Raw genomic sequence first — 24,430 nt, forward strand, 5'->3', positions numbered from 1 at the left:
AAGTAGTTATGGAAACAGAGGCACCTGAAGAAGTGGAAGCAGAAGGGTCAGAAGAGGTGGAAGTAATTGCGGAAACGAAAGAGCCAGAAGAAGTAGTTATGGAAACAGAAGAAGTGGAAGTAATTGCGGAAGCGAAAGAGTCAGAAGAAGTGGAAGTAATTGCGGAAGCGAAAGAGTCAGAAGAAGTGGAAGTAATTGCAGAAGCGAAAGAGCTAGAAGAAGTGGAAGTAATTGCGGAAGCAGAAGAAACAGAAGTGATTGCAGAAACAAAAGCGCCTGTAGTAGAGACATTTGTAGCACTTGAGGAAATTCAGCAAGAAGATGAAGCAATTGAACAAAAGAGTGAATTCATACATGTTGCTGAGGCTGATGAACAAACGAAGAAAGATGTTCAAAGCTTTGCGAATGTTTTAATTGCAGAAACAGAGGAAAATAGACGAGTTGTAGAAGAAGCACAGGTCGCAGAAGAGCAACGAGTTGTAGAAGAAGCGCCAGTCGTAGAAGAGCAACGAGTTGTAGAAGAAACACCAATCGCAGAAGAGCAACCAGTTGTACAAAAAGAAGAACCAAAACGTGAGAAAAAGCGCCATGTACCATTTAATGTTGTTATGTTGAAACAAGATAGAACACGATTAATGGAAAGACATGCAGCTAGAGCAAATGCAATGCAGCCTTCTGCTAATGTACGAGTAGAGAATAAGCCAGTACAACAAGAGGTAGCAGAACCACAAGTGGAAGAACGCCCAGTGCAGCAAGTAGTAGCAGAACCACAAGTGGAAGAACGCCCAGTGCAGCAAGTAGTAGCAGAACCACAAGTGGAAGAGCAACCAATGCAGCAAGTAGTGGTAGAGCAAGTACAAAAGCCAATTTCAAGTACGGAAGTACAAGAGAAAGCATATGTTGTAAATCAAAGAGAGAACGATATGCGAAATGTATTGCATACACCACCGACATATACTGTTCCACCATTAGCACTGTTGTCGATTCCACAGCAATCAGCGTTAGATAATACAGAATGGTTAGAGGAGCAGAAAGAATTATTAGATACAACGTTTAATAATTTTCACGTTGGCGCACATGTTATTAATGTATCGCAAGGGCCAGCGGTAACTCGTTTTGAAGTACAGCCAGACCCAGGTGTGAAAGTAAATAAAATTACAAACTTAAGTGATGATATTAAGTTAAGTTTAGCTGCGAAAGATATTCGTATTGAAGCGCCGATTCCAGGGAAGAGTGCAATTGGAATTGAAGTTCCAAATAAAGAAAGCAAGCCAGTATTTCTTCGCGAAATTTTAAGAAGTCCTGTATTCACAAAGAGTGAATCACCGCTTACTGTTGCGCTTGGACTTGATATTTCAGGGGACCCAATTGTAACGGATATTCGAAAAATGCCGCACGGACTTATTGCGGGTGCAACGGGTTCAGGTAAAAGTGTGTGTATTAACGCGATTTTAACGAGTATTTTATATAAAGCGAAACCACATGAAGTGAAGTTAATGTTAATTGATCCGAAGATGGTTGAGCTTGCACCATACAATTCTGTTCCGCATCTTGTAGCACCTGTTATTACGGATGTAAAAGCAGCGACAGCTGCATTAAAATGGGCAGTTGAGGAAATGGAACGCCGTTATGAATTGTTTGCACACGCAGGTGCTCGTGATTTAACTCGCTACAATACGATTGTAAGTGAGCGAGAAATTCCAGGAGAGACATTACCTTATATCGTTATTGTCATTGACGAGTTAGCCGATTTAATGATGGTAGCACCTGGTGATGTTGAGGAAGCGATTTGTCGTATTGCGCAAAAAGCACGTGCTTGTGGTATTCATTTATTAGTAGCGACGCAGCGTCCATCTGTAGATGTTATTACAGGTTTAATTAAGTCAAACATTCCAACGCGTATTGCGTTTACTGTATCATCTCAAGTTGATTCGCGTACGATTATTGATATTGGGGGCGCGGAGAAATTACTTGGCCGTGGTGATATGTTATTCTTAGGGAACGGTACATCTAAACCAGTTCGTGTACAAGGTGTATACGTATCGGATGATGAGATTGAAAAAACAGTTGATCATGTGAAAAAGCAAATGAAGCCGAATTACTTATTTAAGCAAGAGGATTTATTAGCGAAAACAGAACAAGCTGAGTCGGAAGACGAATTGTTCCTTGATGCATGTCAATTTGTTGTAGAACAAGGGGGAGCGTCCACATCTTCTGTACAGCGAAAATTCCGCATCGGTTATAATCGCGCGGCACGTCTCATTGAAGAGATGGAATCGCAAGGAATTATTTCTGAAGGTAGAGGAACGAAACCGAGAGATGTCCTTATTTCTGAGGATGAATTTGCCGCTATGCAGGAAACAAATGTATAGTAAACGGTTTTGCTGTATACTAAGAGAAAATGTTGGATAGTAAAGTAGGGAGTAAAGCGACATGAAAGAAATTGAATTAAAATTAAAAGGTGAAATAAATAGACTAACAAATAAAACATTTAAATTTGACGAACGTGTTGGAGAAGGTTGGTTCTCTGCCGTTTACTTTTTAAAAACTAGAGAAATCATCGAAGAATTTCGCCCGAAAAGTGTTGTAACGATGCAATTTTTCCAAAAGGAAAATGCAGTTCTTTGCGGAACGGATGAAGTAATTGCATTGCTACAAACATTCGCTAAAAATCCTGAGGAACTTGAAATTAACTCTTTAAAAGATGGCGATAAAATTAGTCCATTTGAAACAGTGTTAACAATTCATGGTCCTTATGAAAATTTCGGATTTTTAGAAGGTGTCATTGATGGGATTTTAGCTCGTCGTACATCGGTTGCGACAAACGTATATAACGTTGTCCAAGCTGCGCGTAGCGTAGATAAAGAAAAACCAGTTATTTTCATGGGAGACCGTGATGATCATTATACACAACAAGCTGGTGACGGTTATGCAGCATACATCGGAGGTATGAGCGCACAAGCGACGCATGCGATGAATGAATGGTGGGGCAAAAGTGGTATGGGGACGATGCCTCACGCATTAATTCAAATGTTTAATGGTGATGTTGTGGAAGCGGCAAAAGCATATCATAAGAAATTCCCAGAAGATGAATTAGTTGTACTAATTGATTACAATAATGATGTTATTACAGATGCACTTCGCGTAGCGCGTGAATTTGGATCAACATTAAAAGGTGTACGTGTAGATACGTCCCGCACGATGATTGATCAATACTTTATTCGCCACCCAGAAGTACTTGGAACATTCGATCCACGTGGTGTAAACCCATCGCTTGTATTCGCACTTCGTAAAGCACTTGATGAAGAAGGATTCCAGCATGTAGACATCGTTGTAACTGGTGGATTTGATGAGAAGCGTATTCGTGAATTTGAAGCTCAAAACGTACCTGTTGACATATACGGGGTAGGAAGTAGCTTATTAAAAATGAATATTGGCTTTACTGGTGATAATGTAGAACTAAATGGGAAACCAGAAGCAAAAGCTGGTCGTAAATATCGTCCAAACCCACGTTTAGAGCGTGTTCAATTAGAAAAAAGAGAAGAGATGTAAAAGAGAGAAAAACTGATAGGTGATTGACCCTATCAGTTTTTCTGTTATCATAGTATAGCGGCTTCTTTTTTGCTATAATGGACTTATTATGGACATATAAAGAAGTACGTACGAGTTTATCCTGATAAGTGAAGGGAAAGAATAACTTCACTACATCAAAAATGTATGATGATTACCAAAATAAGAAAAGATTCATATACTGTCTTATAGATAGGCCGTTGTATTAGTTCGAAATGTTGGAGGTTCTTTAAGATGACAGTTTACCATTTTGTAGGAATTAAAGGAACAGGAATGAGTTCATTAGCGCAAATTCTTCATGATATGAAGCATACTGTTCAAGGGTCTGATTATGAAAAGCGTTTCTTTACACAAACAGCGTTGGAAAAGCGTAGTATCTCGATCCTTCCTTTTGATAAGAATAATGTAGAAGAAGGACAAGTGATTATTGCAGGAAATGCATTTCCTGATACGCATGAAGAAATCGTAGCAGCAAAAGAATTAAACATCCCAGTCCATCGTTACCATCATTTCTTAGGTGACCTGATGAGCCAATACACAAGTGTTGCTGTAACTGGTGCACACGGAAAAACATCAACAACAGGTTTGTTAGCCCATGTAATGCAAGGTGCACACCCAACATCTTACCTTATTGGAGATGGAACAGGGCATGGGGTAGAAAATAGTAAGTATTTTGTATTTGAAGCTTGTGAGTATCGTCGTCATTTCTTGTCTTATAATCCAGACTATGCAATTATGACGAATATTGATTTTGATCATCCAGATTATTTTGCAGACATCAATGATGTATTCAGTGCATTCCAAGAGATGGCATTGCAAGTGAAAAAAGGCATTATTGCATGTGGAGATGATGAAGAACTTCAAAAAATTCAAGCGAAAGTACCTGTTATTTTCTATGGATTTGGAGAAGATAATGATTTCCAAGCACGCAACATTCAAAAGAGAACAGATGGTACGATATTTGATGTATTCGTTCGTAACACGTACTATGATACGTTCAAAATTACAGGATACGGCAATCACAGCGTATTAAATGCGTTAGCAGTAATCGCGCTTTGCCATTATGAAAATGTTGATGTAGAAGCAGTAAAACATCAATTAACAACTTTTGAAGGCGTAAAACGTCGCTTTAATGAAAAGCCGATGGGAGAGCAAGTAATCATCGATGACTACGCGCACCATCCGACAGAAATTAATGCAACGATTGAAGCAGCTCGTCAAAAACATCCAGAGCGTGAAATTGTCGCTGTATTCCAGCCGCATACATTCTCACGTACAGAAAAGTTCTTAGATGAGTTCGCAGAAAGCCTAAGCAAAGCTGACCAAGTATACTTATGTGATATTTTCGGATCAGCACGTGAAAACAAAGGTGAATTAACAATCGAAGATCTGCAAAAGCGTATTGACGGTGCAGAATTAATTACAGATACAACAACGGATGTATTAAAGAAACATAAAAACGGCGTTCTAATTTTCATGGGCGCAGGTGACATCCAAAAATTCGAAGCGGCTTACGTAAAAGAAGTTCAAGTTGCAGAGAAATAATAGAAAAGACGCATAGCTTGGCTGTGCGTCTTTTTTGTTGTGTTCAACTTTTATTTATGTATTGACCTAGAGCTAACTCTAGGTTGTAAGATGAAAATGTAAAAACAAGGGGGAGAGAACATGTATAAAATCGGTGAAGTAGCAGAATTAACAGGGATGGGCATTCACACTTTGCGCTACTATGAGAAATTAGGTTTATTACCACCACCAACGCGATATAGCGGTATTCGTCAATATACAGAAGGCGATGTACGTTTATTAAAATTTTTATATTCATTAAAACAAACTGGGATGTCATTAGAAGAGATGGCTGAGTTTGCAAGTGATGGGTGCATTATAGAGGAAATTAGGCAGAAGAAAGAGGAAGTACCAGCGAAAGTAAAAAAGAGAATTTCCATTTTAACAACGCACTTGGAGCGATTAAAAGAACAGCAGGAACAATTGCAAAAAGTTGTTCAGCTAACGGAGGAGAAGTTAGAAATTTATTACGGTTTTCTAGAAGAAAAGGACTTGGAGGCCGGCAATGAAAAATAAAGTATATACGCAGTTATTAGGTTTTGCGATATTTACTGGTGGGACATTTAATGCTTCGAAATATGCGGTGCAGTATTTCGAAGCAATTCATATAGCAGCATGGCGTTTTGGGATTGCTGCATTTGTGATGTTATGTTTGTTAAAAATACGAAAAGATTTTGATCTGGAAGTATGGATGCAGAATAGGACCTATTATCTTTTCCTAGGTATTGTTGGTGTATTCGGCTTTAACTTCTCTTTCTTTTTAGGAATGAAATATACAGAAGCTGTTAATGGTGCACTTATTATGGCGACAAATCCTCTCGTTACGACGCTGTTAGCAAGTGTCATTTTACGAGAGAAAATTGTGAAGCGCCAAGCTATTGGAATGTTACTTGCACTAATTGGCGTTGTTTTTGTACTTACACAAGGTTCGTTTACAATACTACAACATTTATCATTTTCAAAAGGGGATTTTTATATTTTATTAGGGAATATTTGCTGGGCGTTATACGGCGTGCTAGGCAGACGGTTTATTAAAACTGGTAATCCAATACAAACGACGACATATACGATGACTATTGGTGCACTTGCCTTTATTATCATATCTTCTACACAAAAAAGTATAGTACCAGTTTTAGAAATTCCTTTGTTGGCATGGGGAGCAATTCTCTTTATGGCAATTGGAATGAGTGTGCTTGGTTACTTATGGTGGAATAATGGAATTGCTCAAATTGGTGCAGCAAGGACATCTTTATTTTTTAATCTAGTGCCTGTTGTTACAATACTTATTTCTTTTATTGAAGGAGTCAATATAACATCTGCACAATCTGTAGGAATGATATTAGTTATTACGGGAGTATCGTATTCTTCTGGTTTTATACAAAGAAAATCAAAAGAAAGTGTTAATATTTAACTTTTTACATCTAAAAATGTTAGAATAATAAGAAAACTAAAAAGGGGACTAAAAAACATGTTCACACTCCGAGTAGATGACGAAATCGAACTACAATTACTAGAAAAACATCATAAAGAGGAATTATATCAATTATTAGATCAAAACCGTAATCATTTACGGAAATGGCTCCCTTGGGTAGATGGGACAAAATCTGCTGATGCTTATGATGAAATTTTTCCGATGTGGTTAAAGAAGTTTGCAGAGGGAGACGGTTTTGAAAGTGGTATACGTTACAAAGGAAAGCTCGTTGGGATGGTAGGCATTCATCCAGTGAGCTGGGGGAAGAAAGCGACGAGTCTTGGGTATTATCTTGCAGAAGATGCTGGCGGGAAAGATATTATGACGCGTAGCGTAAAGGCTGTACTTCACTATGCATTTGAAAATTTAAAGCTGAATAAAATTGAAATTCGGTGCGGTGTTGGAAATGCGAAAAGCCGCGCAATTCCAGAACGTTTAGGATTTAAGTTAGATGGTATTTTACGAGATGAAGAATGGCTATATGATCATTTTCATGATATCGCTGTATATAGTTTACTAGCTTCAGAATGGAAAGAGATTCGATGAACGAGAAGATTCGTATTGTTCCATATGAAAGTACGTTTCAAGAGGAAGTAGTAGATCTTATCGTTCATATTCAGCAAAAAGAGTATAATGTTTCAATTACGAAAGAAGAGCAACCTGATTTACTTGAAATAGAAACATTCTATCAAAAGGATCACGGAAACTTTTGGGTAGCAATTTATGATGGTAAAGTAGTTGGAACAGTAGCTTTATTAGATATTGAGAATCATCAAGTAGCGCTAAGAAAAATGTTCGTACAAAAAGAGTTTCGCGGAAAAGAATGGGGTGCATCACATATGTTGCTTCAAACAGCAATTTCATGGGCTGAGGATAAAAAATTGAAAGATATTTACTTAGGAACAACAGTAAAATTTTTAGCGGCACATCGTTTTTATGAAAAGAATGATTTTCAAAGTGTGAGTATAGACGAGTTGCCGAAAAACTTTCCGGTGCTACAGGTAGATAAGAAATTTTATAGGTACATTGTGTAAAAGGTCATTTAGAAATGGCCTTTTTCTATGAATTAAAATGGAAATAGTGGTATAATTTGGGTTAGGGGGGTAGGTATGAACTTTCCAATTCAAAGAAGTAAGTCAGTAGTCATTTTCGTTTGCCTTACGTTAGTTTTTATGTTTATATATCCAATTGTCATGCTTTTCACTAATAAAGCGCATTGGATGTCAGCGTTGATTGGGATGGGTTTATGCTTCATTGTAAATGTACCACTCGTTTGGGAAGTATTTATTAAAAAACATAAAGTAGAAAATGGCGTATTAAAGTACGGTATTTTAAATGATGATATTGTATTAAAAGATGTGAGAATTATACGTCAGGTCGGAAAGTCTCTTGAAATTACGACGAATGCATATAAAGTACATATGGTTGCGATGCCGCAAAATATGGATGAATTCTTGGCGCTTATAGAGAAAGAAAATCCACATGTGAAAATAGAAATGGTAGGGAAGAAATGAAATATATAAAACCTTTTTTTGCTTGGAAATTATGCTGGTGTTTGCTATCTGCACTAGGATAAATATGAAATGGAACCTGCCTTTATATGTACCAATATTAATAGGTACTATCGCAGTGGCACTTTTATATTATTTTCATTTTCAGCAAACAAAAAGTAAGAACAGTAGCTCGATATAGAGTGAGGATAATAAAAAAACGCTCGGATATAATTCCGAGCGTTTTTCATTATTTTAAGTTCTCTGGGTTTAAAGCTTCTAATTCAGGTACAACGAAGCGCCCGTCTTTACGGATTAGTACGTCGTCAAAGTAAATTTCGCCGCCGCCGTATTCAGGGCGTTGGATACATACTAAGTCCCAATGGATGTTCGAGTTGTTACCGTTCCATGCATCGTCGTAAGCTTGTCCAGGAGTGAAGTGGAAGCTGCCATCGATTTTTTCATCGAATAGGATGTCTCCCATTGGATGTAAGATGTATGGGTTTACGCCGATTGCGAACTCACCAACGTAGCGTGCGCCTTCGTCTGTATCGAAGATTTTGTTAATGCGTTCTGAATCGTTTGCAGTTGCTTCAACGATTTGGCCGTTCTCGAACTTAAGTTGTACATTTTCAAATGTATAACCGTTGTAAGGAGATGGTGTGTTGTAAGAAACTGTACCGTTAACAGAATCACGAACTGGTGCAGAGTATACTTCACCGTCTGGAATGTTTAAATGACCGGAGCATTTAATTGCTGGAATGTCTTTAATAGAGAATGTTAAGTCAGTTCCAGGACCAGTTAAACGAACTTTATCTGTTTTATTCATTAATGTAACAAGGCTGTCCATCGCCTTATCCATTTTACCGTAGTCTAAGTTACATACTTCAAAGTAGAAGTCTTCGAAAGCTTCTGTACTCATTTTAGCAAGCTGTGCCATAGAAGCATTTGGGTAGCGAAGAACAACCCAGCGTGTTTTTGGAACGCGAATGTCTCTATGAACTTTTTTACCAACTGTTTGGCCATGAACTTTCATACGCTCACTTGGAACGTCAGCTTGTTCATTAATATTATCGCCAGAGCGAAGGCCGATATAAGCGTCCATGTCTTTCATTACGCTTGCTTCATATGCAGCGATTTGTTCGAAATGTTCTTCAGTAGCACCCATTAATAAAGAGCGATCTACTTGATGATCTTTTAAAGAGACGAATGGGAAACCACCAGCTGCATATGCTTCTTTTACAAGTGCAGTTACAAGTTCTTTTTGTAAGCCAAAGTTTTCAATTAATACTTTTTCACCTTTTTGTAAGCGGATAGAGTAGTTAATTAAATTGTATGCTAACTTTTCAATACGTGGATCTTTCATATGTAAAGCCTCCCTACTAATTATGTATCCTCTCCTATTGTAACCTACTTAGTGGAATTTGTTGAATGATTTATGTTACAGTTAACGAATAAGTATGAAAATTCTAATGATGAGATAGGGATTAGAATGAAACGGAAAATGATTGTATAATAGGGGAAAGTATGAAAAAGATAAAGGAAGTGATGAAATGCAAGTTCTTTTATATGTAAGTGCGGCTATTATCGCGGTTGCTTTCGCAGTATTAGTAGTGTATGTATGCAGAACGTTGTTATCGGTTCAGAAGACGTTAGAAAACGTTGCAAGCACGTTAGAAGGTTTAGAAAAACAAATGCAAGGAATTAGCGTAGAGACAGAGCAATTATTACATAAAACGAATGCGTTAGCTGATGATATTCAACAGAAGTCACAGTCATTAAATAAAGTGGTAGCGGGTGTAGATGGGATTGGAACGACAATCCAATCTTTAAATACGAAGCTTCGTAATGTATCAGACTCTGTAACGGACGAAATTGAAAATAACGCTGATAAAGTAGCGCAAGTTGTACAGTGGAGCAGTGCGGCGATTGAAGTATACAATCATTACCGTGCGTCGAGACAAGAGAAGAAGGTTGAAAAAGAAGAGCGTAAATTAGAAAGAATTGAGAAAAAAGCTGAAAAGAAAGAGAAACGCTCTAGATTTCGTATGAGAGGTGAATCGTGATGAATATGACAAAACTTGAAACAATTGAAGAGCTTGAAGTCTTAGTAGAAAAGAACGAGCCGTATGTTCTTTTTAAACACAGTACGACATGCCCAATTAGTCACGGTGCATACACAGAATTTCAAGCGTATTGCAGCGAAGAAAGAGAAGTACCAGCGTATTACTTATACGTACAAGATGCGAGAGATGTGTCAAATCGTGTTGCAGAACAATACAGTATTAGACATGAATCACCACAAGTGTTATACATAAAAGATGGGATGGTAGTATGGAATACATCTCATTGGAATATTAAAAAAGATGCTTTAGAAGAGAATATAAAGTAAAAAGAAGCAAGCTAAAGGTGCTTGCTTCTTTTTTTTTGTTTTTGTTGAAATATATTTAGTGGTACACTATTAATAGTTCAAACTAAATAACTAGATTGTTGAAAGTAGGTTTTAAGTAATGAAGAAAATGGCATTATCCTTCGCAGTCGTAAGTTTATTACTGGGAGCTTGTAGTAACAATAGTAATACGATTAGTAAGAAGGATGAAGTTATACAAAAAGATACAAAAGAAAAAAGTATGATTCCGAGAACTGCTGTTTCTAAAGATTATTATAGAACTGTTATTCCTTTAAAAGAACAAAAGGTTATTAATACAGCTAATATAAAAACAAATTCTAAATTAGATTTAGCAGAGTATGAAAATGGTTTAATAAATATTGCAACGCAGCAATTTGATACAGAGAGTCACGTACTGCAATTAAACCAGTATATTCCAGAGAAACTAATTGATGAACTAGTTGCGAAAGTAGAAGCGCCAGTTTTGACAAATATTATAGAACAAGATTATTTCGGAAAACAGAATTCAAATGAATTAAGTTTATCTGGTGTTATGATTGGCTTAGCTATGTCTTCAAGTGTATCGAATGAAGAGGCTATGTCTAAAGGGACTGAAGTTGCTAAACAACTTATTGAAGCTATTAACAAAAATGATAAATATAACAAATCTCCAATTACGTTTGCTATCTTTAAGCAAGAAAGTACAAGTTCTTTAAAAAATGGTACGTATATTGCTAGTGCTACTGTTCAAAAGAATGATACGAACCTTGGAAATTGGAGTACGATCGATGAAAAGTCGTATTCATATCCTTCTGATGAATTTACACAAGCACATGGAGAAGATAATACAAAAATAAATAACTTTGCTAAGGAAATAAAAGGTTTTTCTAATGGAGATTTTATTCCAGTCAACGCTAAAGTTTCTTATAAGAAAGATCAAATGGATACATTAAATATGAATATTGTTATTAAATATAACGGTAAAACAGAATTAATGGCTCTTACCCAATTGGCTGCTCAAGGCATGTTAGACAAATTGCCTAAAGATGCGAAAGTACAATTACAGATCAAGTCCGAGAGTAAAATTGAGGCCGTTATTATAAAAGAGAAAAACAGTGATAAACCGTTTGTTTCCTTCTTGTAAAAAAAGACAGTATGTAAACTGTCTTTTTTTTATTTTAAATGAAAATATATAATGTTTTTTGATAGTAATTCCTTGCTGTATATCGTGTGACAATCGTATATGTATCAGCTATAATAAATTATCTTAAAAAAGTAACATATAGGAATTTGAAAGAGGTGGCTTTCTTATGGCATCACAACAATTAGGTCGTTTACGTTCTGAAATTGATCAACTTAATTTACAAATATTAGAGTTACTAAACGAAAGAGGTCGTCTCGTACAAGAAGTTGGTAATTTAAAAGAAGTACAAGGTGTGAAACGTTTTGATCCTGTACGTGAAAGAAATATGCTGGATTTAATTGCAGAGAATAATAATGGTCCATTTGAAACTTCGACTTTACAACATATTTTCAAACAAATTTTTCAAGCTGGTTTAGAATTACAAGAAGACGATCATCGTAAAGCATTACTTGTTTCTCGTAAGAAAAAAACAGAAGATACGATTGTTGAAATTAATGGTGAAAAAATTGGTGACGGAAATCAGCATTTTATTATGGGACCGTGTGCAGTGGAAAGTTATGAACAAGTACGTCAAGTTGCTGAAGCAATGAAAGGGCAAGGTCTGAAATTAATGCGTGGTGGTGCGTTTAAACCACGTACTTCACCGTATGATTTTCAAGGTCTTGGATTAGAGGGATTACAAATTTTGCGCCAGGTAGCAGATGAATATGATTTGGCTGTTATTAGTGAAATTTTAAATCCGAATGATATTGAGATGTCATTAGATTACGTTGATGTTATTCAAATTGGCGCTCGCAATATGCAAAACTTTGATTTGCTAAGGGCAGCTGGTGCTGTGAATAAACCAGTATTATTAAAACGTGGTCTATCAGCAACGATTGAAGAATTCATTAATGCGGCAGAATATATTATGGCAAAGGGAAATGGGAACATTATTTTATGTGAACGAGGTATTCGCACGTATGAAAGAGCGACGCGTAATACGCTTGATATTTCCGCTGTGCCGATTTTAAAGAAAGAAACACATTTACCTGTCGTTGTCGATGTAACGCATTCTACAGGGCGACGTGACCTTCTCTTACCAACTGCAAAAGCAGCGATGGCAATTGGTGCAGACGCAATTATGGCTGAAGTACATCCAGATCCAGCTGTAGCTTTATCTGATGCAGCGCAACAAATGAATATACCGCAGTTCAATGATTTTATGAATGAATTAAAATCATTTGGAAGTAAATTATAAAAACTTTTAATGAGCTGTTCCAAAAAGGCATTTTGGAACAGCTTTCTCCTATTGTATAGCGACTGTCATTGTCGATTTTTTTTGGTAAGTTGATATATTTAAAAAATCGCTGATATAATTAGAGTTGCGGTCGATATATTTGGAAAATCGCTGATATATTTCGAGTTACAGTCGATATATTCGAAAAATCGCCGATATAAATTTCATTTACTATCGTACTGCTTAAAATAAGATTTCTACTAAGGAAACATCTATTTTTTTACAAAAAATGCCCTTTTTTCATAAAAAATACGAAAATACGAGAAAAGAAGCGAATTTTTTCGAAACTTTTGCGGGAAAATATTGTATGAGCCTGCGTTTTTATCGTATCATTAGTAAAAGGAAGAACTCGGGACGATTGGTGGCATCTGCAAATAGAGTTGATGTCTTTTTTTCATTCAAGTAACCGATACATAAAAATAGATAACAAAAATAGAAGGAGTGTGCGATGAGATGAACGTAACAATATATGATGTAGCGCGTGAAGCGAACGTTTCAATGGCTACCGTATCACGCGTTGTGAACGGTAACCCAAATGTAAAGCCTACAACAAGAAAGAAAGTATTAGAAGCAATTGATCGTTTAGGATACCGCCCAAATGCGGTAGCACGTGGACTAGCAAGTAAGAAGACAACTACAGTAGGTGTTATTATTCCTGATATCTCAAATACGTTTTATGCAGAACTAGCTCGTGGAATTGAAGATATCGCAACAATGTACAAATATAACATCATTTTAAGTAACTCTGACCAAAACAAAGAGAAAGAGTTCCATTTATTAAATACGATGCTTGGAAAACAAGTGGACGGAATTGTTTTCATGGGTGAAGATATTACAGACATTCACATTGAAGAATTTAAAAAATCTCCAGTACCAATTGTATTAGCAGCATCATTTGATGAGCAAAATGAAACGCCATCAGTCAATATTGATTATACACAAGCAGCTTATGATGCAATGAAGCACTTTATCGAGCAAGGACATAAACGTATCGGTTTCGTCTCTGGTCCTTTCATTGATAAAGCGGGAAGCGCGAAGAAGTTACAAGGTTACAAAAAAGCTTTAGAAGAAGCAGGTATTTCATATGATGAAAATCTTGTAATCGATGGAGATTACACATATGACTCAGGTATCGAAGCATTCGAAAAGCTTTGGAGCAATGATGAAAAGCCAACAGCAATCTTCGTATCTTCTGATGAAATGGCACTAGGTGTAATCCATGCAGCACAAGACGCTGGATTAAACGTACCAACTGACGTAGAAGTACTTGGTTTCGATAATACACGCCTTGCATTAATGGTTCGTCCGCAGCTTTCAACAGTTGTTCAACCGATGTATGATATCGGTGCAGTAGCAATGCGTCTATTAACAAAGTATATGAACAAAGAAAAAGTGGAAGATCACACTGTTATCTTACCTCACCGTATCCAATTTAGAGATTCAACGAAGTAAGTATAAAAAAGCTCACAGCGATTGCTGTGAGCTTTTATTCGTATTCAGGATAGTATTTTTGTACGACTGCATTTACCATTTCGCCTTTCTTAACGTGTAAAAATCTTGCATACAATTCTTTTCCAGTTTCAAATGGTGTATCGTCTAATTCAAACACATGCAATAGTTTTCGAAACGTCCATGTTATTTGCTCGCCGTACATATTATCGTACGTATGCTCAGACTGTATAGCGATTTGTTCACCTAGTGCATGAGCTTCTTCCAAACTGTTTGCTTTAACAAGAATAATACTTTCTTCAAAAAGTGTATCGTGATTCTCTTCATAATGCTCATCAATTTTCGTAGAATCAGGCTTACCAGAATGAACAGACTCAAATAATAATTTTACAGCGTACAGATTATGATGCATGTTTCACTTTATAAATAATACTTGCGACAAGCGAAGCAGGTATTGTAAATAGGTTACTTTGATAATGGTAATGTACTTGGGATTCTTCATAAGACATGTTGTCATATAATTCGTTTTGTGACATATTCATTTTTTTCTGTTTTTCTTTGAGTATTTTAATGTAGTTATACTGTATCGGAACGAGAATGATGAAATAGGCTAATACGATTAGTGAAATCCAAATCATTATGAACACTCCCTTATAAAGAATATTTATATATGATAATTATATCAATTAATAGAAAAAATAACCATTTTAAATTGTGACTAATTTTCTTCTAGAAATGCGAACAGCTCTTCTTGGTTGCTTAAATTGTGATCAATACATGTTTGCGCAACACATTTTAATCCTTGTAATAATGCGTTTATATGCAAAGTATCGTACTGAATTATATTCTCCTCTACCACCGTTTCGTCTTTTTCTAAGTTAATTGATATTTTTAGTACAGCTTTATTACTTTTTAGATGTACAACTTCAATGTAAAAAAACTGTTTGTCTAAATCAATGGTAACATAATCAAATCGCTCGATTAGCTCCAAATCCCCTGTAGTAGCATATTCCAAATGGACCCCTCCTTATTGTGTAAGTGCATGTTGTAATGCCTTCGCTACAGTTTGGGTTATTCCTTGTTATATGTCACATAAGTGTAAAAATAACTATTATAGGGCAATGTCATGTATAATAGAAAGAAAAGGCTTGTGAGGGGGGAAAAGAGATGATCGTTCTTTGGATAATTACGCTTTGTATGACTGCTATTTTTGCATATATGACGTTAAAACAAAATGGTTTAAAGCGATTTGTTCCAGGAAGTATTCTTGCAGGAATTGCCCTTATCACGTATGTAATTTCTATTTTTATTGAAAGTGTATCAGTAGATATGAGCACAAGTTTAATGTTTATTGGTATTACACTATTTGCAGGTAGCATTATGGTACTTATGGTTGCTGGTATTATTTTATTTATTCATATGAATTCGGAAACGTTATAGCATATAGAAAAGGCATGTCCCAAGGGGACATGCCTTTTTATCCGTTCAATTATGCTCTATCTTTAGAAGAGTTTTGCTGTTTTAGTAAGTCGCGAATTTCGCCAAGAAGTTCTTCTTCTTTTGTTGGTTCTGGAAGTTCTTCCTCTTTTTCTTCTTCTCTTTTAGATGTTAGTTTGTTGAAAACTTTAACAAACATAAAGATAGCAGCTGCAATAATTAAGAAATCAAAAATAGTTTGGATGAAGTTACCATACATAATAGATGATTTACCGAATGTAATTTTTAAATCTGTAAAGTCAACGCCACCTAATACCATACCAAGTAATGGTGTGATGATATCTTTTACTAAAGAACTAACGATTTTACCGAATGCAGCACCGATTACAACCCCGACAGCTAAATCGATTACATTCCCTTTGAAAGCGAATTTTTTAAACTCGTTCCACATGTGTTAATCCCATCCTTTCCACGATTCATTATGAAATTTATAATTCCTATCAACATATTCTATAGAAATTTACGAGAGAAATAAAGAGGGAATGGGAATGAAAGTAAATTCTGAAAAATGTATCCGTTTTAATTTTTGTTTACATCATCTAGTAAAGATTGTAGCATTTGCTGCGTTTTTAATCCTTCTAATCCATCTACAACAGGCTTTGTATCGCCTTGTACACACTCAATAAAATGATGAACAGCATCTTCAAAACCACGTTGTTTTAACGTCGTATCCCATGATGGGGAACCACTTTGTGAAACTGAGTTTTCCTGTTCAATTTCAAATGTATTCATATTTTTTACGCGAATGATTTTCCCTGGCGTTACAAGTTCAATTTGTTCTAAATTTGTACCGGCATGGCGATGCATTGCGGTAGAAAGTAACAGTCCACTTGGAGTTGTATATGTATGATGTCCGTAAAGAAGTTCATTCTTTTCATTGATTTGCATCATATTGTGAACGGCGTTAAGGTCATCATTAGCTAACCAGCGAGCGGTATCTACAATGTGTAAATAATCATCTAACATAGTGAAGTCGTACGTATATGGCCCGACTTTATTTGTACGATGCTTTTCAATTCGAATCCATGAAATATCATTAGCCTGTTCTTTGGCAGCGACATACATAGGAACGAATCTGCGATTAAATCCGACCATTAATTTTCGGTTATACTTCTCGCTCAACTCGACTAGTTGCTCAGCTTGTTCCACTGTAGCTGCTAGCGGTTTATCAACATAAACGTCGATCCCTTTTTTTAGAAGTTCAGAAACGATTTCATAATGCGATGCAGTTGAACTATGAACGAAGATTGCATCGCATTCCGAAGCTAACATTTCAATAGAATGAAAGTCTTGAATTCGGTATTGCTGGCAAACTTGTTTTCTTTTCTCTGCGTTAGGTGTAAACGCCCCTACAAAATTCCAATCAGTTTCTTTTGTAAGTGTTGGAAGATAGGCCTTTTGCGCAATACTTCCAAGTCCAATCATCCCAATTTTAGGTTTGTTCATGTTTATTCCCCCCTATTAATAGTAATGTAACGGCTTAAATGTAGCATAGGGTGGGGGAGGAAGGCAAAAATTAGCTTTTTACTTACGGCCTTCTAACAAAATCTTCTCTATCTCTTCAAAGTGATGAGCGCGAGCATGCTCTAACGGGGTAACACCATCATTGTCTGGAATATTTACATCTGCACCGTGCTCAATAAGAAGGCGAATGACTTGTTGCTGTGTTTCGTTTCCGTTACTTAGTACGATGGCTTCCATTAAAGCTGTCCATCCCAGGTTATTTACATGATTTACATCAATATTTGTTCGAGTGAGGAGTTCCTTTATAACGTCAATATAGCCATGTTCTGAGGCTGGGATAAGAGCTGTTCCGCCGTAACGATTTGTAATCGTAGGATCTGCACCAGCATCAATTGTTAATTTTAAAATGTCTAAGTAACCTTCCGCACCGGCGTATAGAAAGGGATTATTTTTCATGTCATCTTGGATATTTACGTCAGCACTAGCTTCGATAAGTGCCTTTGCGGTTTTTACATCATTTTTGTATGTAGCAATCATAAGCGGAGTGCGTCCTTGACTATCCGTCGCATTTATATTTGCGCCTTGTTTTAGTAAAGATATAACAGTATTCGTTTCATTTTTTTCAGTGGCTGCTAGTAGTGCAGTCTCCATGTTTATCATCTCCTTTTTTACTTCTTGTTCTTGCGAGCATCCTTGTAAAAAAATTACGCAACATATCATACTGAATGTTTTTTTGAACATGGAATTTCAACCTCCTAATTTCAACTGTAAAATAGGAACATTAAATTTTTATAAACTGACGCTAAAATTACTATAAAATCGCTTGAGTAATTGAACATATATTTTTATGCTTATAAATAATAAGGTTTGATAAAGTGAGGATTTAAGATATGTCTATTAAAACAAGGTTTTTATTTTCTTATATTGCTGTTATCCTCGTTTCCATTACGCTTATATTAGTCGCGGGATTTTTAATCGTTTTTTCGATAACAGGTGACTTGGAAGCAGTGAAAAATTTCTATAAAAGTTCTTATATTCAAAAGCCGCTTACACCAGAAGAAGAGAATGCCTATCTTGAGTTGAAGTCAGCAGCCAAACAGCATCAATCTCAATTGTTAGATGAGTCGTTTGTCTCAGCAATAGAAAAAGAGGGTGTGAAAATAGTAGTAAGAAAAGGAGAAACACTTTCATATGCTTCAAACGTATTTGAAAGTGTTTCTTTAAAAGAAGCCCTTCCGAAATTTGAATCAGCAAATATTAATAGTCGTGGTACAACGGAACTAGGCGATACATTTTATCGATATGTAAAGTTTGATTTTTATTTTCCTCAGGAAGAAGAGGGAAGTATATTTGTATTAAAAAAGCAAAGTTCATTTGTAGATCTTACACAAAAATTATTTCCAATCTTATTCGTATCGCTTTTACTACTAGCCATTTTACTCATTGGATTATTAAGTTACTTCGTTTCAAGAAGTGTAATAAAACCAATTTTTGTATTGAAAGGCGCAACGGAGAAAATTAAAGAAGGAAATTTAGATTTTCAAATACCAATTACATCACACGACGAAATAGGGCAATTAAATCAAGGGTTTGAGGAAATGAGGAAGAGATTAAAAGAATCGATAGAGATGCAAACACAGTATGAAGAAAATCGAAAAGAGCTTATTTCAAACATCTCTCATGACTTAAAAACACCGATTACATCAATTATAGGATATGTAGAAGGAATAAAGGACGGGGTAGCAAATACGCCAGAAAAAATGGATAAGTATTTAACAACTATCCATACGAAGGCAAAACATATGGACACACTCATTGATGAACTCTTTTTGTTTTCGAAGCTCGATTTGAATCGGGTTCCATTCCAGTTTGAAACAGTTGAATTAAATACGTTTATGCAAGAATTAATAGAAGAGATGCAGATGGATTTAAGTAAAGAAGGTATAGAAGTTAACTTACAATTACATGCATCAACACTATATGTAACGGCTGATTGTGAAAAAATAAATAGAGTGATATCAAATTTAATTCATAATAGTGTGAAATACATGGATAAAGAAGAGAAGAAAATTACTGTAACAGTATCGAGTGATAATAATAAAGTTATTGTGAAAGTGATGGACAACGGATCAGGTATAGAAGCTGATACATTGCCGTATATCTTTGAACGTTTTTATCGTGCAGAGCAATCGCGGAATTCTAGCACAGGTGGAAGTGGACTTGGTTTAGCAATAGCGAAGCAAATTGTTGAAGAACATGGCGGGGAAATTTGGGCGGAAAGCGAGCTTGGTAAAGGCACAAGCATTTTCTTCTCATTAGAAAAAGTAGAGGAATGTGGTGAGTAAATTGAAAAGAATTTTATTAATAGAAGATGAAGTAAGTATTGCAGAATTACAGCGAGATTATTTAGAAATTAATGATTTCCAAGTTGATGTAGAGCATTCAGGAGAAACAGGTTTACAAATAGCCTTGCAAGAAGAATATGATTTAATTATTTTAGATATTATGCTCCCGAAAATGAACGGATTCGAAATTTGTAAACAAATACGTGCTGTAAAAGATATTCCGATTCTACTTGTTTCAGCAAAAAAAGAAGATATAGATAAAATTCGCGGACTTGGATTAGGAGCGGATGATTATATAACGAAACCGTTTAGCCCGAGTGAATTAGTCGCAAGAGTAAAGGCGCATATTGCCCGTTATGAAAGATTATTAGGAAATGTAAGTAAGCAACGTGATACGTTATATATTCACGGAATTTCTATCGATCAACGAGCGAGAAAAGTTTTTATAAACAATGAAGAAGTGGCATTTACAACGAAGGAATTTGATTTATTAACATTCTTTGTCACACATCCAAACCAAGTATTAAATAAAGAACAGTTATTTGAACGCATTTGGGGATTAGATTCCGCTGGTGATTTAGCCACTGTTGTCGTCCACATTAGAAAGCTACGTGAAAAAATTGAAAGAGATCCTGCCCACCCGCAATATATTGAAACAGTATGGGGAGCTGGTTATCGTTTTAATGTGTAGGGAACCTGCCAAGTAATTGGCAGGTTTTTTGTATGTTATTCGAATGAAAAGGAAGGAATAGGTAATTTATGTTAAAATGTAAAGAGAAACAAAACAGAGGAGAGCATGAGGGGCGTGCTATATGTTGGGGGATATATTAAAAGATAATAAATCAAACAAGGCTTTAAAGATTGGAACTAATATCGTACTTATCTTATTGATTATTGGTGCAATACAAATGTTTTATGATGAAGATTCTACGAATAATCATTTCGGTTGGTTCTTTTTTGCGATCTTTTGGGTAATTAAAAGCATTTCTAGCTCTAAGGTAAGTTTAAAAGATAGAGATAAAAAGTCGGTATTACTTGATGTGGGTTTAGTTGTTATTTCTTGTATTTTTTTAGTTGTTTTTAGTGTGAAATATTTCTTTTGAAAAAAGCTCATAGTCTTATAGAGGCTGTGAGCTTTTTGTCAGTGTTTAGGTTTTCTTAATAATAACGGTACTAACGATTTATAAAATGTTTGAGTAGTAGAAGTAAACTGAGTAGCCTCTTCTAAAAAAGGATAATGGTTGCTGTTTTCAAATGGAATGAAGATAGAATTACGTATCCCATCATGCATCTTGATAGAATACTGAATTGGGCACTGTACATCATATCTTCCGCATATAATAAGTGTCTTTGTTTGGATGGAAGGTAAATTCTCTCTTAAATCAAATGAAGGATATTCATTGGCGAAAGCATTCATCCGGCTAACGGAAATTGTTTTATTGATTGGTTTACAAAAATAAGAGTTGTAGTTTTCTGGTTTATACAATGATAATTTTGTTCTCTTAGTAGCTAGTTCTTTCCGTTCTTCATCTGTAAGGTGAGGGTTTTTTAAGTTTTCGATGAGTTTTTGCATATAATGAAACTGTGGATGTGCTGGGTGATAAATGCAAAAGGGTGTTTCGGTGTAGTTACTTGCTGCGGTTCCGACCACGACTAATGATTGTAAGGAATGTGGATATGTAATTGCATATAAAAGTCCAAGCATACCACCTGTTGAATGGCCAGCGAAATGCCATGTTGGAAGTTGTAAAGCTTCTCGTATAGCTTCTAAATCGTGAATCGTTTCAATCATGCTTAATTCTTTTTCTGAATTGGCTTTTAACGAGTTACCAACGTCTCGTAAATTAATGAGGAATACACGATGCGTAGAAGTGAAAACATCCGCAAAGTAATCACCAGTTTCATTGAATTGTGAATAGTGATGTGTAATACAAAGCGGTTCGCCACTGCCTTTAGTAAAAAGCTCAAATGTGCCACGTTTCGTGTGGATCATTTGTTATATCCACATAATATCACGACCTTTCCTCATAAAATCCATTAGTACATAAAAATATATCAGCGATTATTAGAATATATCGGCGCAATTCGAAATATATCAGCGATTATTAAAATATATCGACTTACCGACAGAAAACGACAATAATAGCAAGCTTTAAATAAAAGGAGGCTATTCAAAAACGAGCCTCCTTTTCGTTTAGTATAAAGATTTTGTCATATTATTCCGAATAATTTCAAGGGATTTCGCTACAGTTAATGCATTCTTTTCTTCAATTTCTGGTTTACGGGGGATAGGTTTATACATGTTGTCTGGATCTTCCCATGTGAGGGGAAGTTCTGTTTCTGCTTGTCCTTTCCAAGCTTCAATCCATTCTGGAGGGAGATAACCTGAGATGTTTTGGATGTTGTTCATTTCGAGCCAAATGAGTGCCCAAGCTCTTGGAACGACGCGCCAGTGATCATAGCCACCGCCACCGACAGCGATCCAGCGACCGTCGCAATATTCATTAGCAATTTCACGAGCGAGCTTCGGTATTTCGCGGTAAATATTCATTGTCGCACAAAGATGCGTAAGTGGGTCATAATAATGTGCGTCAGCACCATTTTGCGTTAAAATAATATCCGGTTTAAAGTACGCTGCAACTTCTTTTACAACAGTTCGATATGATTCTAAGAACGATTCATCTTCTGTAAAAGCATCGAGTGGAACGTTAAAAGAATAACTATAGCCATTACCTTGTCCGCGTTCATTTACAGCGCCAGTTCCAGGAAATAAATAGCGACCAGTTTCATGTAATGAAATTGTGCATACGTTAGGGTCATCATAAAACGACCACTGTACGCCATCACCGTGATGAGCATCTGTATCAATATATAAGACGCGTAAACCGTATTTCTTTTGAATATATTTCATTGCGATAGAACTGTCGTTATAAATACAAAAGCCAGATGCTTTGCCGCGAAAGCCGTGATGTAAGCCGCCACCTAAATTGAGAGCGTGCTTTACTTTCCCAGAAAGAACAGCATCGACAGCTGTTAATGTACCACCAACGAGCAATGCGCTTGCTTCGTGCATATTTGGGAACATCGGTGTATCTTCTGTTCCAAGTCCATATGTCATTGCAATTGATTTTTCTAACTTTCCTTCTCCAGCACGTTTTACCGCATTTATGTACTCCTCTGTATGAACGTAGGCGATTTCTTCATCTGTAGCCGTCCGTGGTGAGATGATTTGAGAGGGAGAGATGAAACCGCCCTTTTGTAATAAATCATACGTAAGTGTGACGCGCAGTTGGTTAAAAGGATGATCAGGGCTAAATGAATAGCCCCGGAAGTCATCCGAATAAATAAACGCGCTACTCATGCCTGCATCCCCATGATGTTTGGCCATAATACGCGGTAGCCTTCTGCTTCAAGTGCATCAATCACTTTTAGAGGATTCATCGTTTGAATGCGGAAAACGAGTACTTTATCATTCTCATCTTTTGCTGGATAGACGAGAACGCTCACGATATTTATTTGTAAATCACTAAAAATAGCAACGACTTTTCCAAGAATACCAGGTTCGTTTTTTACTTGAATTTCAATTTGCGAACTTGGTTGATGTGCTCCTGTTAATTTTACTAACGTGTGTAATACTGTAGATTCAGAAATGATTCCAACTAACTTCCCGGCCTTTGTAACAGGAAGACAGCCAATTTTATTTTCAAAAAATAAAGTAGCAATTTCCTCAACAAAATCGAGAGGATGGCAAGTCATAACAGGATGTTTCATAATAAGTTCGAGCGGTTGCTGTAGCATATCGAGTGAAACTTGTTCATCTAGAATAGACGGACTTGCATCTCTTACATCCCGATCAGAAATAATGCCTACGACGTGATTATTTTGATCGACAATTGGAATGTGCCGAATGCCTTTCGTGCGTATCGTTCGGATTGCTGTTTCGATTGTATCGTTTGGATGTAATGTAACTACATTTTGATTCATAATTTCTTCTACAATCATTCCAGTTGCCCCCTTTATTAATACATAAAACGATTGTGAAAACGTAGACGATCAAAAGCTTGAATAGAATCCGTATCAACGCGTTTACCGATGCGGACCATTAAACAGTTGGCAGGATGTGAACAAATTTCAGGATCGTCTGTAGCCATCCATTGTAACCCGCCAGCATTCATCATCTTCTCCATTACTTTTCGGTATTCCCACACATTCAATCCTGTTTGTTTCAAATCCCAGTGCCAATAATATTCAGTCGTCAATATAATGTAATCTTCCATATAATCGTCCATCATAGAAACCTCTAGTAAGTTCTTTCCGACAGAACTCCCGCGGAAGGCTGGGACTACTTCAATTGCCCCAAGCTCAATTAAGTTTTCCATTTTTCCTTCTGACCATCGTTCAAGTGGATCAGGATACAAGTATGTAACATATCCAACAATTGTTTGGTCATGTCTAGCAATAATGAGACGAGCTTCTGGTAATTTAGAAATTTCGACAATTGCTTTATATTGTTGCTCGGCAGGACGAAACGCAATTAAGTCTGGATGAAACTCATACATTTCTAAGTTATGTGTAGAGACAGGACCTTCAATAATTAAAGTGCCTTTCGCTGTTTTTAAGTTTCTAGCATTATATATTTTTTTATGAATCAATGTATTGCTCACCACCTTGAGGGTTTGTGAATCTATTAATATCGTACTTTATAATATATGCGATGTGAATCGAAATTTGTCATTAAAAATTTGTCTAAAAATCAACAAATATACTGA

General features: G+C 36.2%; 28 protein-coding genes and 1 pseudogene. 18 read left to right on the forward strand and 11 right to left on the reverse strand.

The genetic code is table 11. The annotated features are described in order from the left end of the window. The 9 genes and pseudogenes from ACS2QP_RS21995 to ACS2QP_RS22035 all read left to right on the forward strand — a co-directional run. The coding region (locus ACS2QP_RS21995; RefSeq protein ID WP_438882848.1) for a DNA translocase FtsK at window positions 1-2,372 on the forward strand (2,372 nt) is incomplete at its 5' end. A 61-nt stretch (window positions 2,373-2,433) separates the two neighbouring features. Further along, window positions 2,434-3,552 (forward strand): nicotinate phosphoribosyltransferase, encoded by a 1,119-nt coding sequence (locus ACS2QP_RS22000; protein ID WP_000658370.1) that lies wholly within the window; start codon window positions 2,434-2,436, stop codon window positions 3,550-3,552. Between the two features lie 252 nt (window positions 3,553-3,804). Further along, window positions 3,805-5,115, forward strand: coding sequence for a UDP-N-acetylmuramate--L-alanine ligase (murC, locus tag ACS2QP_RS22005; protein ID WP_000219468.1), 1,311 nt, complete (start codon window positions 3,805-3,807; stop codon window positions 5,113-5,115). 120 nt (window positions 5,116-5,235) lie between these two features. Beyond that, the gene (locus tag ACS2QP_RS22010) at window positions 5,236-5,649 is read left to right on the forward strand and encodes a MerR family transcriptional regulator (RefSeq protein WP_000276605.1); all 414 of its coding nucleotides are present in this window, start codon (window positions 5,236-5,238) and stop codon (window positions 5,647-5,649) included. After that, window positions 5,639-6,544 (forward strand): DMT family transporter, encoded by a 906-nt coding sequence (locus ACS2QP_RS22015; RefSeq protein WP_438882849.1) that lies wholly within the window; start codon window positions 5,639-5,641, stop codon window positions 6,542-6,544. Before ACS2QP_RS22010 ends, ACS2QP_RS22015 begins: the two co-directional genes overlap by 11 nt. A 57-nt stretch (window positions 6,545-6,601) precedes the next feature. Then, window positions 6,602-7,150 (forward strand): GNAT family N-acetyltransferase, encoded by a 549-nt coding sequence (locus tag ACS2QP_RS22020; protein ID WP_438882850.1) that lies wholly within the window; start codon window positions 6,602-6,604, stop codon window positions 7,148-7,150. After that, the gene (locus ACS2QP_RS22025; protein WP_061457774.1) at window positions 7,147-7,638 is read left to right on the forward strand and encodes a GNAT family N-acetyltransferase; all 492 of its coding nucleotides are present in this window, start codon (window positions 7,147-7,149) and stop codon (window positions 7,636-7,638) included. The genes ACS2QP_RS22020 and ACS2QP_RS22025 overlap by 4 nt, the downstream gene beginning before the upstream one ends. Window positions 7,639-7,713: 75 nt before the next feature. Then, window positions 7,714-8,118, forward strand: a complete 405-nt coding sequence (locus ACS2QP_RS22030; protein ID WP_001010643.1) for a PH domain-containing protein — start codon at window positions 7,714-7,716, stop codon at window positions 8,116-8,118. After that, a pseudogene (locus ACS2QP_RS22035) lies at window positions 8,115-8,296 on the forward strand (hypothetical protein). The gene ACS2QP_RS22030 and the pseudogene ACS2QP_RS22035 overlap by 4 nt, the downstream one beginning before the upstream one ends. Window positions 8,297-8,344: 48 nt before the next feature. Here ACS2QP_RS22035 and ACS2QP_RS22040 read toward each other — a convergent pair. Further along, the gene (locus ACS2QP_RS22040; protein ID WP_000654729.1) at window positions 8,345-9,460 is read right to left on the reverse strand and encodes an aminopeptidase; all 1,116 of its coding nucleotides are present in this window, start codon (window positions 9,458-9,460) and stop codon (window positions 8,345-8,347) included. A gap of 187 nt (window positions 9,461-9,647) precedes the next feature. On the opposite strand from ACS2QP_RS22040, the gene ACS2QP_RS22045 reads away from it, so the two are divergent. The 5 genes from ACS2QP_RS22045 to ccpA all read left to right on the forward strand — a co-directional run bounded on the left by ACS2QP_RS22045 (window position 9,648) and on the right by ccpA (window position 14,358). Further along, window positions 9,648-10,160, forward strand: coding sequence for a DUF948 domain-containing protein (locus ACS2QP_RS22045; protein WP_001197720.1), 513 nt, complete (start codon window positions 9,648-9,650; stop codon window positions 10,158-10,160). Then, the gene (gene ytxJ / locus ACS2QP_RS22050; protein WP_001057469.1) at window positions 10,160-10,486 is read left to right on the forward strand and encodes a bacillithiol system redox-active protein YtxJ; all 327 of its coding nucleotides are present in this window, start codon (window positions 10,160-10,162) and stop codon (window positions 10,484-10,486) included. Before ACS2QP_RS22045 ends, ytxJ begins: the two co-directional genes overlap by 1 nt. A 118-nt stretch (window positions 10,487-10,604) precedes the next feature. Continuing rightward, on the forward strand, window positions 10,605-11,627 hold the full coding sequence (locus ACS2QP_RS22055) for a CamS family sex pheromone protein (RefSeq protein ID WP_000738025.1): 1,023 nt from the start codon (window positions 10,605-10,607) through the stop codon (window positions 11,625-11,627). A gap of 166 nt (window positions 11,628-11,793) precedes the next feature. After that, the gene (locus ACS2QP_RS22060) at window positions 11,794-12,867 is read left to right on the forward strand and encodes a bifunctional 3-deoxy-7-phosphoheptulonate synthase/chorismate mutase (RefSeq protein ID WP_000168209.1); all 1,074 of its coding nucleotides are present in this window, start codon (window positions 11,794-11,796) and stop codon (window positions 12,865-12,867) included. Between the two features lie 492 nt (window positions 12,868-13,359). After that, window positions 13,360-14,358 carry a catabolite control protein A gene (ccpA, locus tag ACS2QP_RS22065; protein ID WP_001103297.1) on the forward strand — a complete coding sequence of 333 codons (999 nt, stop codon included), beginning with the start codon at window positions 13,360-13,362 and terminating at the stop codon, window positions 14,356-14,358. 34 nt (window positions 14,359-14,392) lie between these two features. Here ccpA and ACS2QP_RS22070 read toward each other — a convergent pair whose 3' ends face one another. The 3 genes from ACS2QP_RS22070 to dhp61 all read right to left on the reverse strand — a co-directional run bounded on the left by ACS2QP_RS22070 (window position 14,393) and on the right by dhp61 (window position 15,370). Beyond that, window positions 14,393-14,755 (reverse strand): DUF4288 domain-containing protein, encoded by a 363-nt coding sequence (locus ACS2QP_RS22070; protein WP_061457778.1) that lies wholly within the window; start codon window positions 14,753-14,755, stop codon window positions 14,393-14,395. A gap of 1 nt (window position 14,756) precedes the next feature. Then, on the reverse strand, window positions 14,757-14,993 hold the full coding sequence (locus ACS2QP_RS22075) for a DUF3949 domain-containing protein (RefSeq protein ID WP_438882851.1): 237 nt from the start codon (window positions 14,991-14,993) through the stop codon (window positions 14,757-14,759). Window positions 14,994-15,073: 80 nt separating this feature from the next. Further along, window positions 15,074-15,370, reverse strand: a complete 297-nt coding sequence (dhp61, locus tag ACS2QP_RS22080) for a protein Dhp61 (RefSeq protein ID WP_000455469.1) — start codon at window positions 15,368-15,370, stop codon at window positions 15,074-15,076. A 152-nt stretch (window positions 15,371-15,522) separates the two neighbouring features. Between dhp61 and ACS2QP_RS22085 the strand changes: the two genes are divergently transcribed. Then, window positions 15,523-15,795, forward strand: a complete 273-nt coding sequence (locus ACS2QP_RS22085; RefSeq protein WP_000636589.1) for a DUF3917 domain-containing protein — start codon at window positions 15,523-15,525, stop codon at window positions 15,793-15,795. A 49-nt stretch (window positions 15,796-15,844) separates the two neighbouring features. Here the strand turns inward: ACS2QP_RS22085 and mscL are convergent, their stop codons facing one another. The 3 genes from mscL to ACS2QP_RS22100 all read right to left on the reverse strand — a co-directional run bounded on the left by mscL (window position 15,845) and on the right by ACS2QP_RS22100 (window position 18,057). Further along, window positions 15,845-16,243, reverse strand: a complete 399-nt coding sequence (mscL, locus tag ACS2QP_RS22090; protein WP_000267003.1) for a large-conductance mechanosensitive channel protein MscL — start codon at window positions 16,241-16,243, stop codon at window positions 15,845-15,847. A gap of 128 nt (window positions 16,244-16,371) precedes the next feature. Next, window positions 16,372-17,298, reverse strand: coding sequence for a Gfo/Idh/MocA family protein (locus ACS2QP_RS22095; RefSeq protein ID WP_001039693.1), 927 nt, complete (start codon window positions 17,296-17,298; stop codon window positions 16,372-16,374). A 78-nt stretch (window positions 17,299-17,376) separates the two neighbouring features. Then, complete coding sequence (locus tag ACS2QP_RS22100; RefSeq protein WP_326263000.1) at window positions 17,377-18,057, reverse strand: ankyrin repeat domain-containing protein; 681 nt, start codon at window positions 18,055-18,057, stop codon at window positions 17,377-17,379. Between the two features lie 149 nt (window positions 18,058-18,206). Between ACS2QP_RS22100 and ACS2QP_RS22105 the strand changes: the two genes are divergently transcribed. The 3 genes from ACS2QP_RS22105 to ACS2QP_RS22115 all read left to right on the forward strand — a co-directional run bounded on the left by ACS2QP_RS22105 (window position 18,207) and on the right by ACS2QP_RS22115 (window position 20,764). After that, window positions 18,207-19,661: a sensor histidine kinase gene (locus tag ACS2QP_RS22105; RefSeq protein WP_153581575.1), complete on the forward strand. Its 1,455-nt coding sequence runs from the start codon at window positions 18,207-18,209 to the stop codon at window positions 19,659-19,661. A gap of 1 nt (window position 19,662) precedes the next feature. Further along, window positions 19,663-20,352, forward strand: a complete 690-nt coding sequence (locus ACS2QP_RS22110) for a response regulator transcription factor (protein WP_153581576.1) — start codon at window positions 19,663-19,665, stop codon at window positions 20,350-20,352. Window positions 20,353-20,473: 121 nt separating this feature from the next. Continuing rightward, window positions 20,474-20,764, forward strand: coding sequence for a hypothetical protein (locus ACS2QP_RS22115; protein WP_098851859.1), 291 nt, complete (start codon window positions 20,474-20,476; stop codon window positions 20,762-20,764). 38 nt (window positions 20,765-20,802) lie between these two features. Here the strand turns inward: ACS2QP_RS22115 and ACS2QP_RS22120 are convergent, their stop codons facing one another. From ACS2QP_RS22120 to acuA, 4 genes are all read right to left on the reverse strand, one after another. After that, window positions 20,803-21,654 carry an alpha/beta fold hydrolase gene (locus ACS2QP_RS22120; protein ID WP_438882852.1) on the reverse strand — a complete coding sequence of 284 codons (852 nt, stop codon included), beginning with the start codon at window positions 21,652-21,654 and terminating at the stop codon, window positions 20,803-20,805. Between the two features lie 201 nt (window positions 21,655-21,855). Next, entirely contained in the window at window positions 21,856-23,022 is a 1,167-nt protein-coding gene (gene acuC, locus ACS2QP_RS22125; RefSeq protein WP_017674370.1) for an acetoin utilization protein AcuC, read from the reverse strand. Continuing rightward, window positions 23,019-23,663 (reverse strand): acetoin utilization AcuB family protein, encoded by a 645-nt coding sequence (locus tag ACS2QP_RS22130; RefSeq protein WP_000634583.1) that lies wholly within the window; start codon window positions 23,661-23,663, stop codon window positions 23,019-23,021. Before ACS2QP_RS22130 ends, acuC begins: the two co-directional genes overlap by 4 nt. A 17-nt stretch (window positions 23,664-23,680) precedes the next feature. Next, window positions 23,681-24,313 (reverse strand): acetoin utilization protein acetyltransferase AcuA, encoded by a 633-nt coding sequence (gene acuA, locus ACS2QP_RS22135; RefSeq protein WP_000581388.1) that lies wholly within the window; start codon window positions 24,311-24,313, stop codon window positions 23,681-23,683. Window positions 24,314-24,430: the final 117 nt, after the last annotated feature.

It is taken from the genome of Bacillus cereus group sp. Bce019 (assembly GCF_051781745.1).
GTDB lineage: Bacteria > Bacillota > Bacilli > Bacillales > Bacillaceae_G > Bacillus_A > Bacillus_A cereus.

What these genes read in the sequence shown, in the direction of transcription:
- ACS2QP_RS22000 (WP_000658370.1), top strand. Translation starts at nt 2,434, where the DNA reads ATGAAAGAAATTGAATTAAAATTAAAAGGTGAAATAAATAGACTAACA.
- murC (WP_000219468.1), top strand. Translation starts at nt 3,805, where the DNA reads ATGACAGTTTACCATTTTGTAGGAATTAAAGGAACAGGAATGAGTTCA.
- ACS2QP_RS22010 (WP_000276605.1), top strand. Translation starts at nt 5,236, where the DNA reads ATGTATAAAATCGGTGAAGTAGCAGAATTAACAGGGATGGGCATTCAC.
- ACS2QP_RS22015 (WP_438882849.1), top strand. Translation starts at nt 5,639, where the DNA reads ATGAAAAATAAAGTATATACGCAGTTATTAGGTTTTGCGATATTTACT.
- ACS2QP_RS22020 (WP_438882850.1), top strand. Translation starts at nt 6,602, where the DNA reads ATGTTCACACTCCGAGTAGATGACGAAATCGAACTACAATTACTAGAA.
- ACS2QP_RS22025 (WP_061457774.1), top strand. Translation starts at nt 7,147, where the DNA reads ATGAACGAGAAGATTCGTATTGTTCCATATGAAAGTACGTTTCAAGAG.
- ACS2QP_RS22030 (WP_001010643.1), top strand. Translation starts at nt 7,714, where the DNA reads ATGAACTTTCCAATTCAAAGAAGTAAGTCAGTAGTCATTTTCGTTTGC.
- ACS2QP_RS22040 (WP_000654729.1), bottom strand. Translation starts at nt 9,460, where the DNA reads ATGAAAGATCCACGTATTGAAAAGTTAGCATACAATTTAATTAACTAC.
- ACS2QP_RS22045 (WP_001197720.1), top strand. Translation starts at nt 9,648, where the DNA reads ATGCAAGTTCTTTTATATGTAAGTGCGGCTATTATCGCGGTTGCTTTC.
- ytxJ (WP_001057469.1), top strand. Translation starts at nt 10,160, where the DNA reads ATGAATATGACAAAACTTGAAACAATTGAAGAGCTTGAAGTCTTAGTA.
- ACS2QP_RS22055 (WP_000738025.1), top strand. Translation starts at nt 10,605, where the DNA reads ATGAAGAAAATGGCATTATCCTTCGCAGTCGTAAGTTTATTACTGGGA.
- ACS2QP_RS22060 (WP_000168209.1), top strand. Translation starts at nt 11,794, where the DNA reads ATGGCATCACAACAATTAGGTCGTTTACGTTCTGAAATTGATCAACTT.
- ccpA (WP_001103297.1), top strand. Translation starts at nt 13,360, where the DNA reads ATGAACGTAACAATATATGATGTAGCGCGTGAAGCGAACGTTTCAATG.
- ACS2QP_RS22075 (WP_438882851.1), bottom strand. Translation starts at nt 14,993, where the DNA reads ATGATTTGGATTTCACTAATCGTATTAGCCTATTTCATCATTCTCGTT.
- ACS2QP_RS22085 (WP_000636589.1), top strand. Translation starts at nt 15,523, where the DNA reads ATGATCGTTCTTTGGATAATTACGCTTTGTATGACTGCTATTTTTGCA.
- mscL (WP_000267003.1), bottom strand. Translation starts at nt 16,243, where the DNA reads ATGTGGAACGAGTTTAAAAAATTCGCTTTCAAAGGGAATGTAATCGAT.
- ACS2QP_RS22095 (WP_001039693.1), bottom strand. Translation starts at nt 17,298, where the DNA reads ATGAACAAACCTAAAATTGGGATGATTGGACTTGGAAGTATTGCGCAA.
- ACS2QP_RS22100 (WP_326263000.1), bottom strand. Translation starts at nt 18,057, where the DNA reads ATGTTCAAAAAAACATTCAGTATGATATGTTGCGTAATTTTTTTACAA.
- ACS2QP_RS22105 (WP_153581575.1), top strand. Translation starts at nt 18,207, where the DNA reads ATGTCTATTAAAACAAGGTTTTTATTTTCTTATATTGCTGTTATCCTC.
- ACS2QP_RS22115 (WP_098851859.1), top strand. Translation starts at nt 20,474, where the DNA reads ATGTTGGGGGATATATTAAAAGATAATAAATCAAACAAGGCTTTAAAG.
- ACS2QP_RS22120 (WP_438882852.1), bottom strand. Translation starts at nt 21,654, where the DNA reads ATGATCCACACGAAACGTGGCACATTTGAGCTTTTTACTAAAGGCAGT.
- acuC (WP_017674370.1), bottom strand. Translation starts at nt 23,022, where the DNA reads ATGAGTAGCGCGTTTATTTATTCGGATGACTTCCGGGGCTATTCATTT.
- ACS2QP_RS22130 (WP_000634583.1), bottom strand. Translation starts at nt 23,663, where the DNA reads ATGATTGTAGAAGAAATTATGAATCAAAATGTAGTTACATTACATCCA.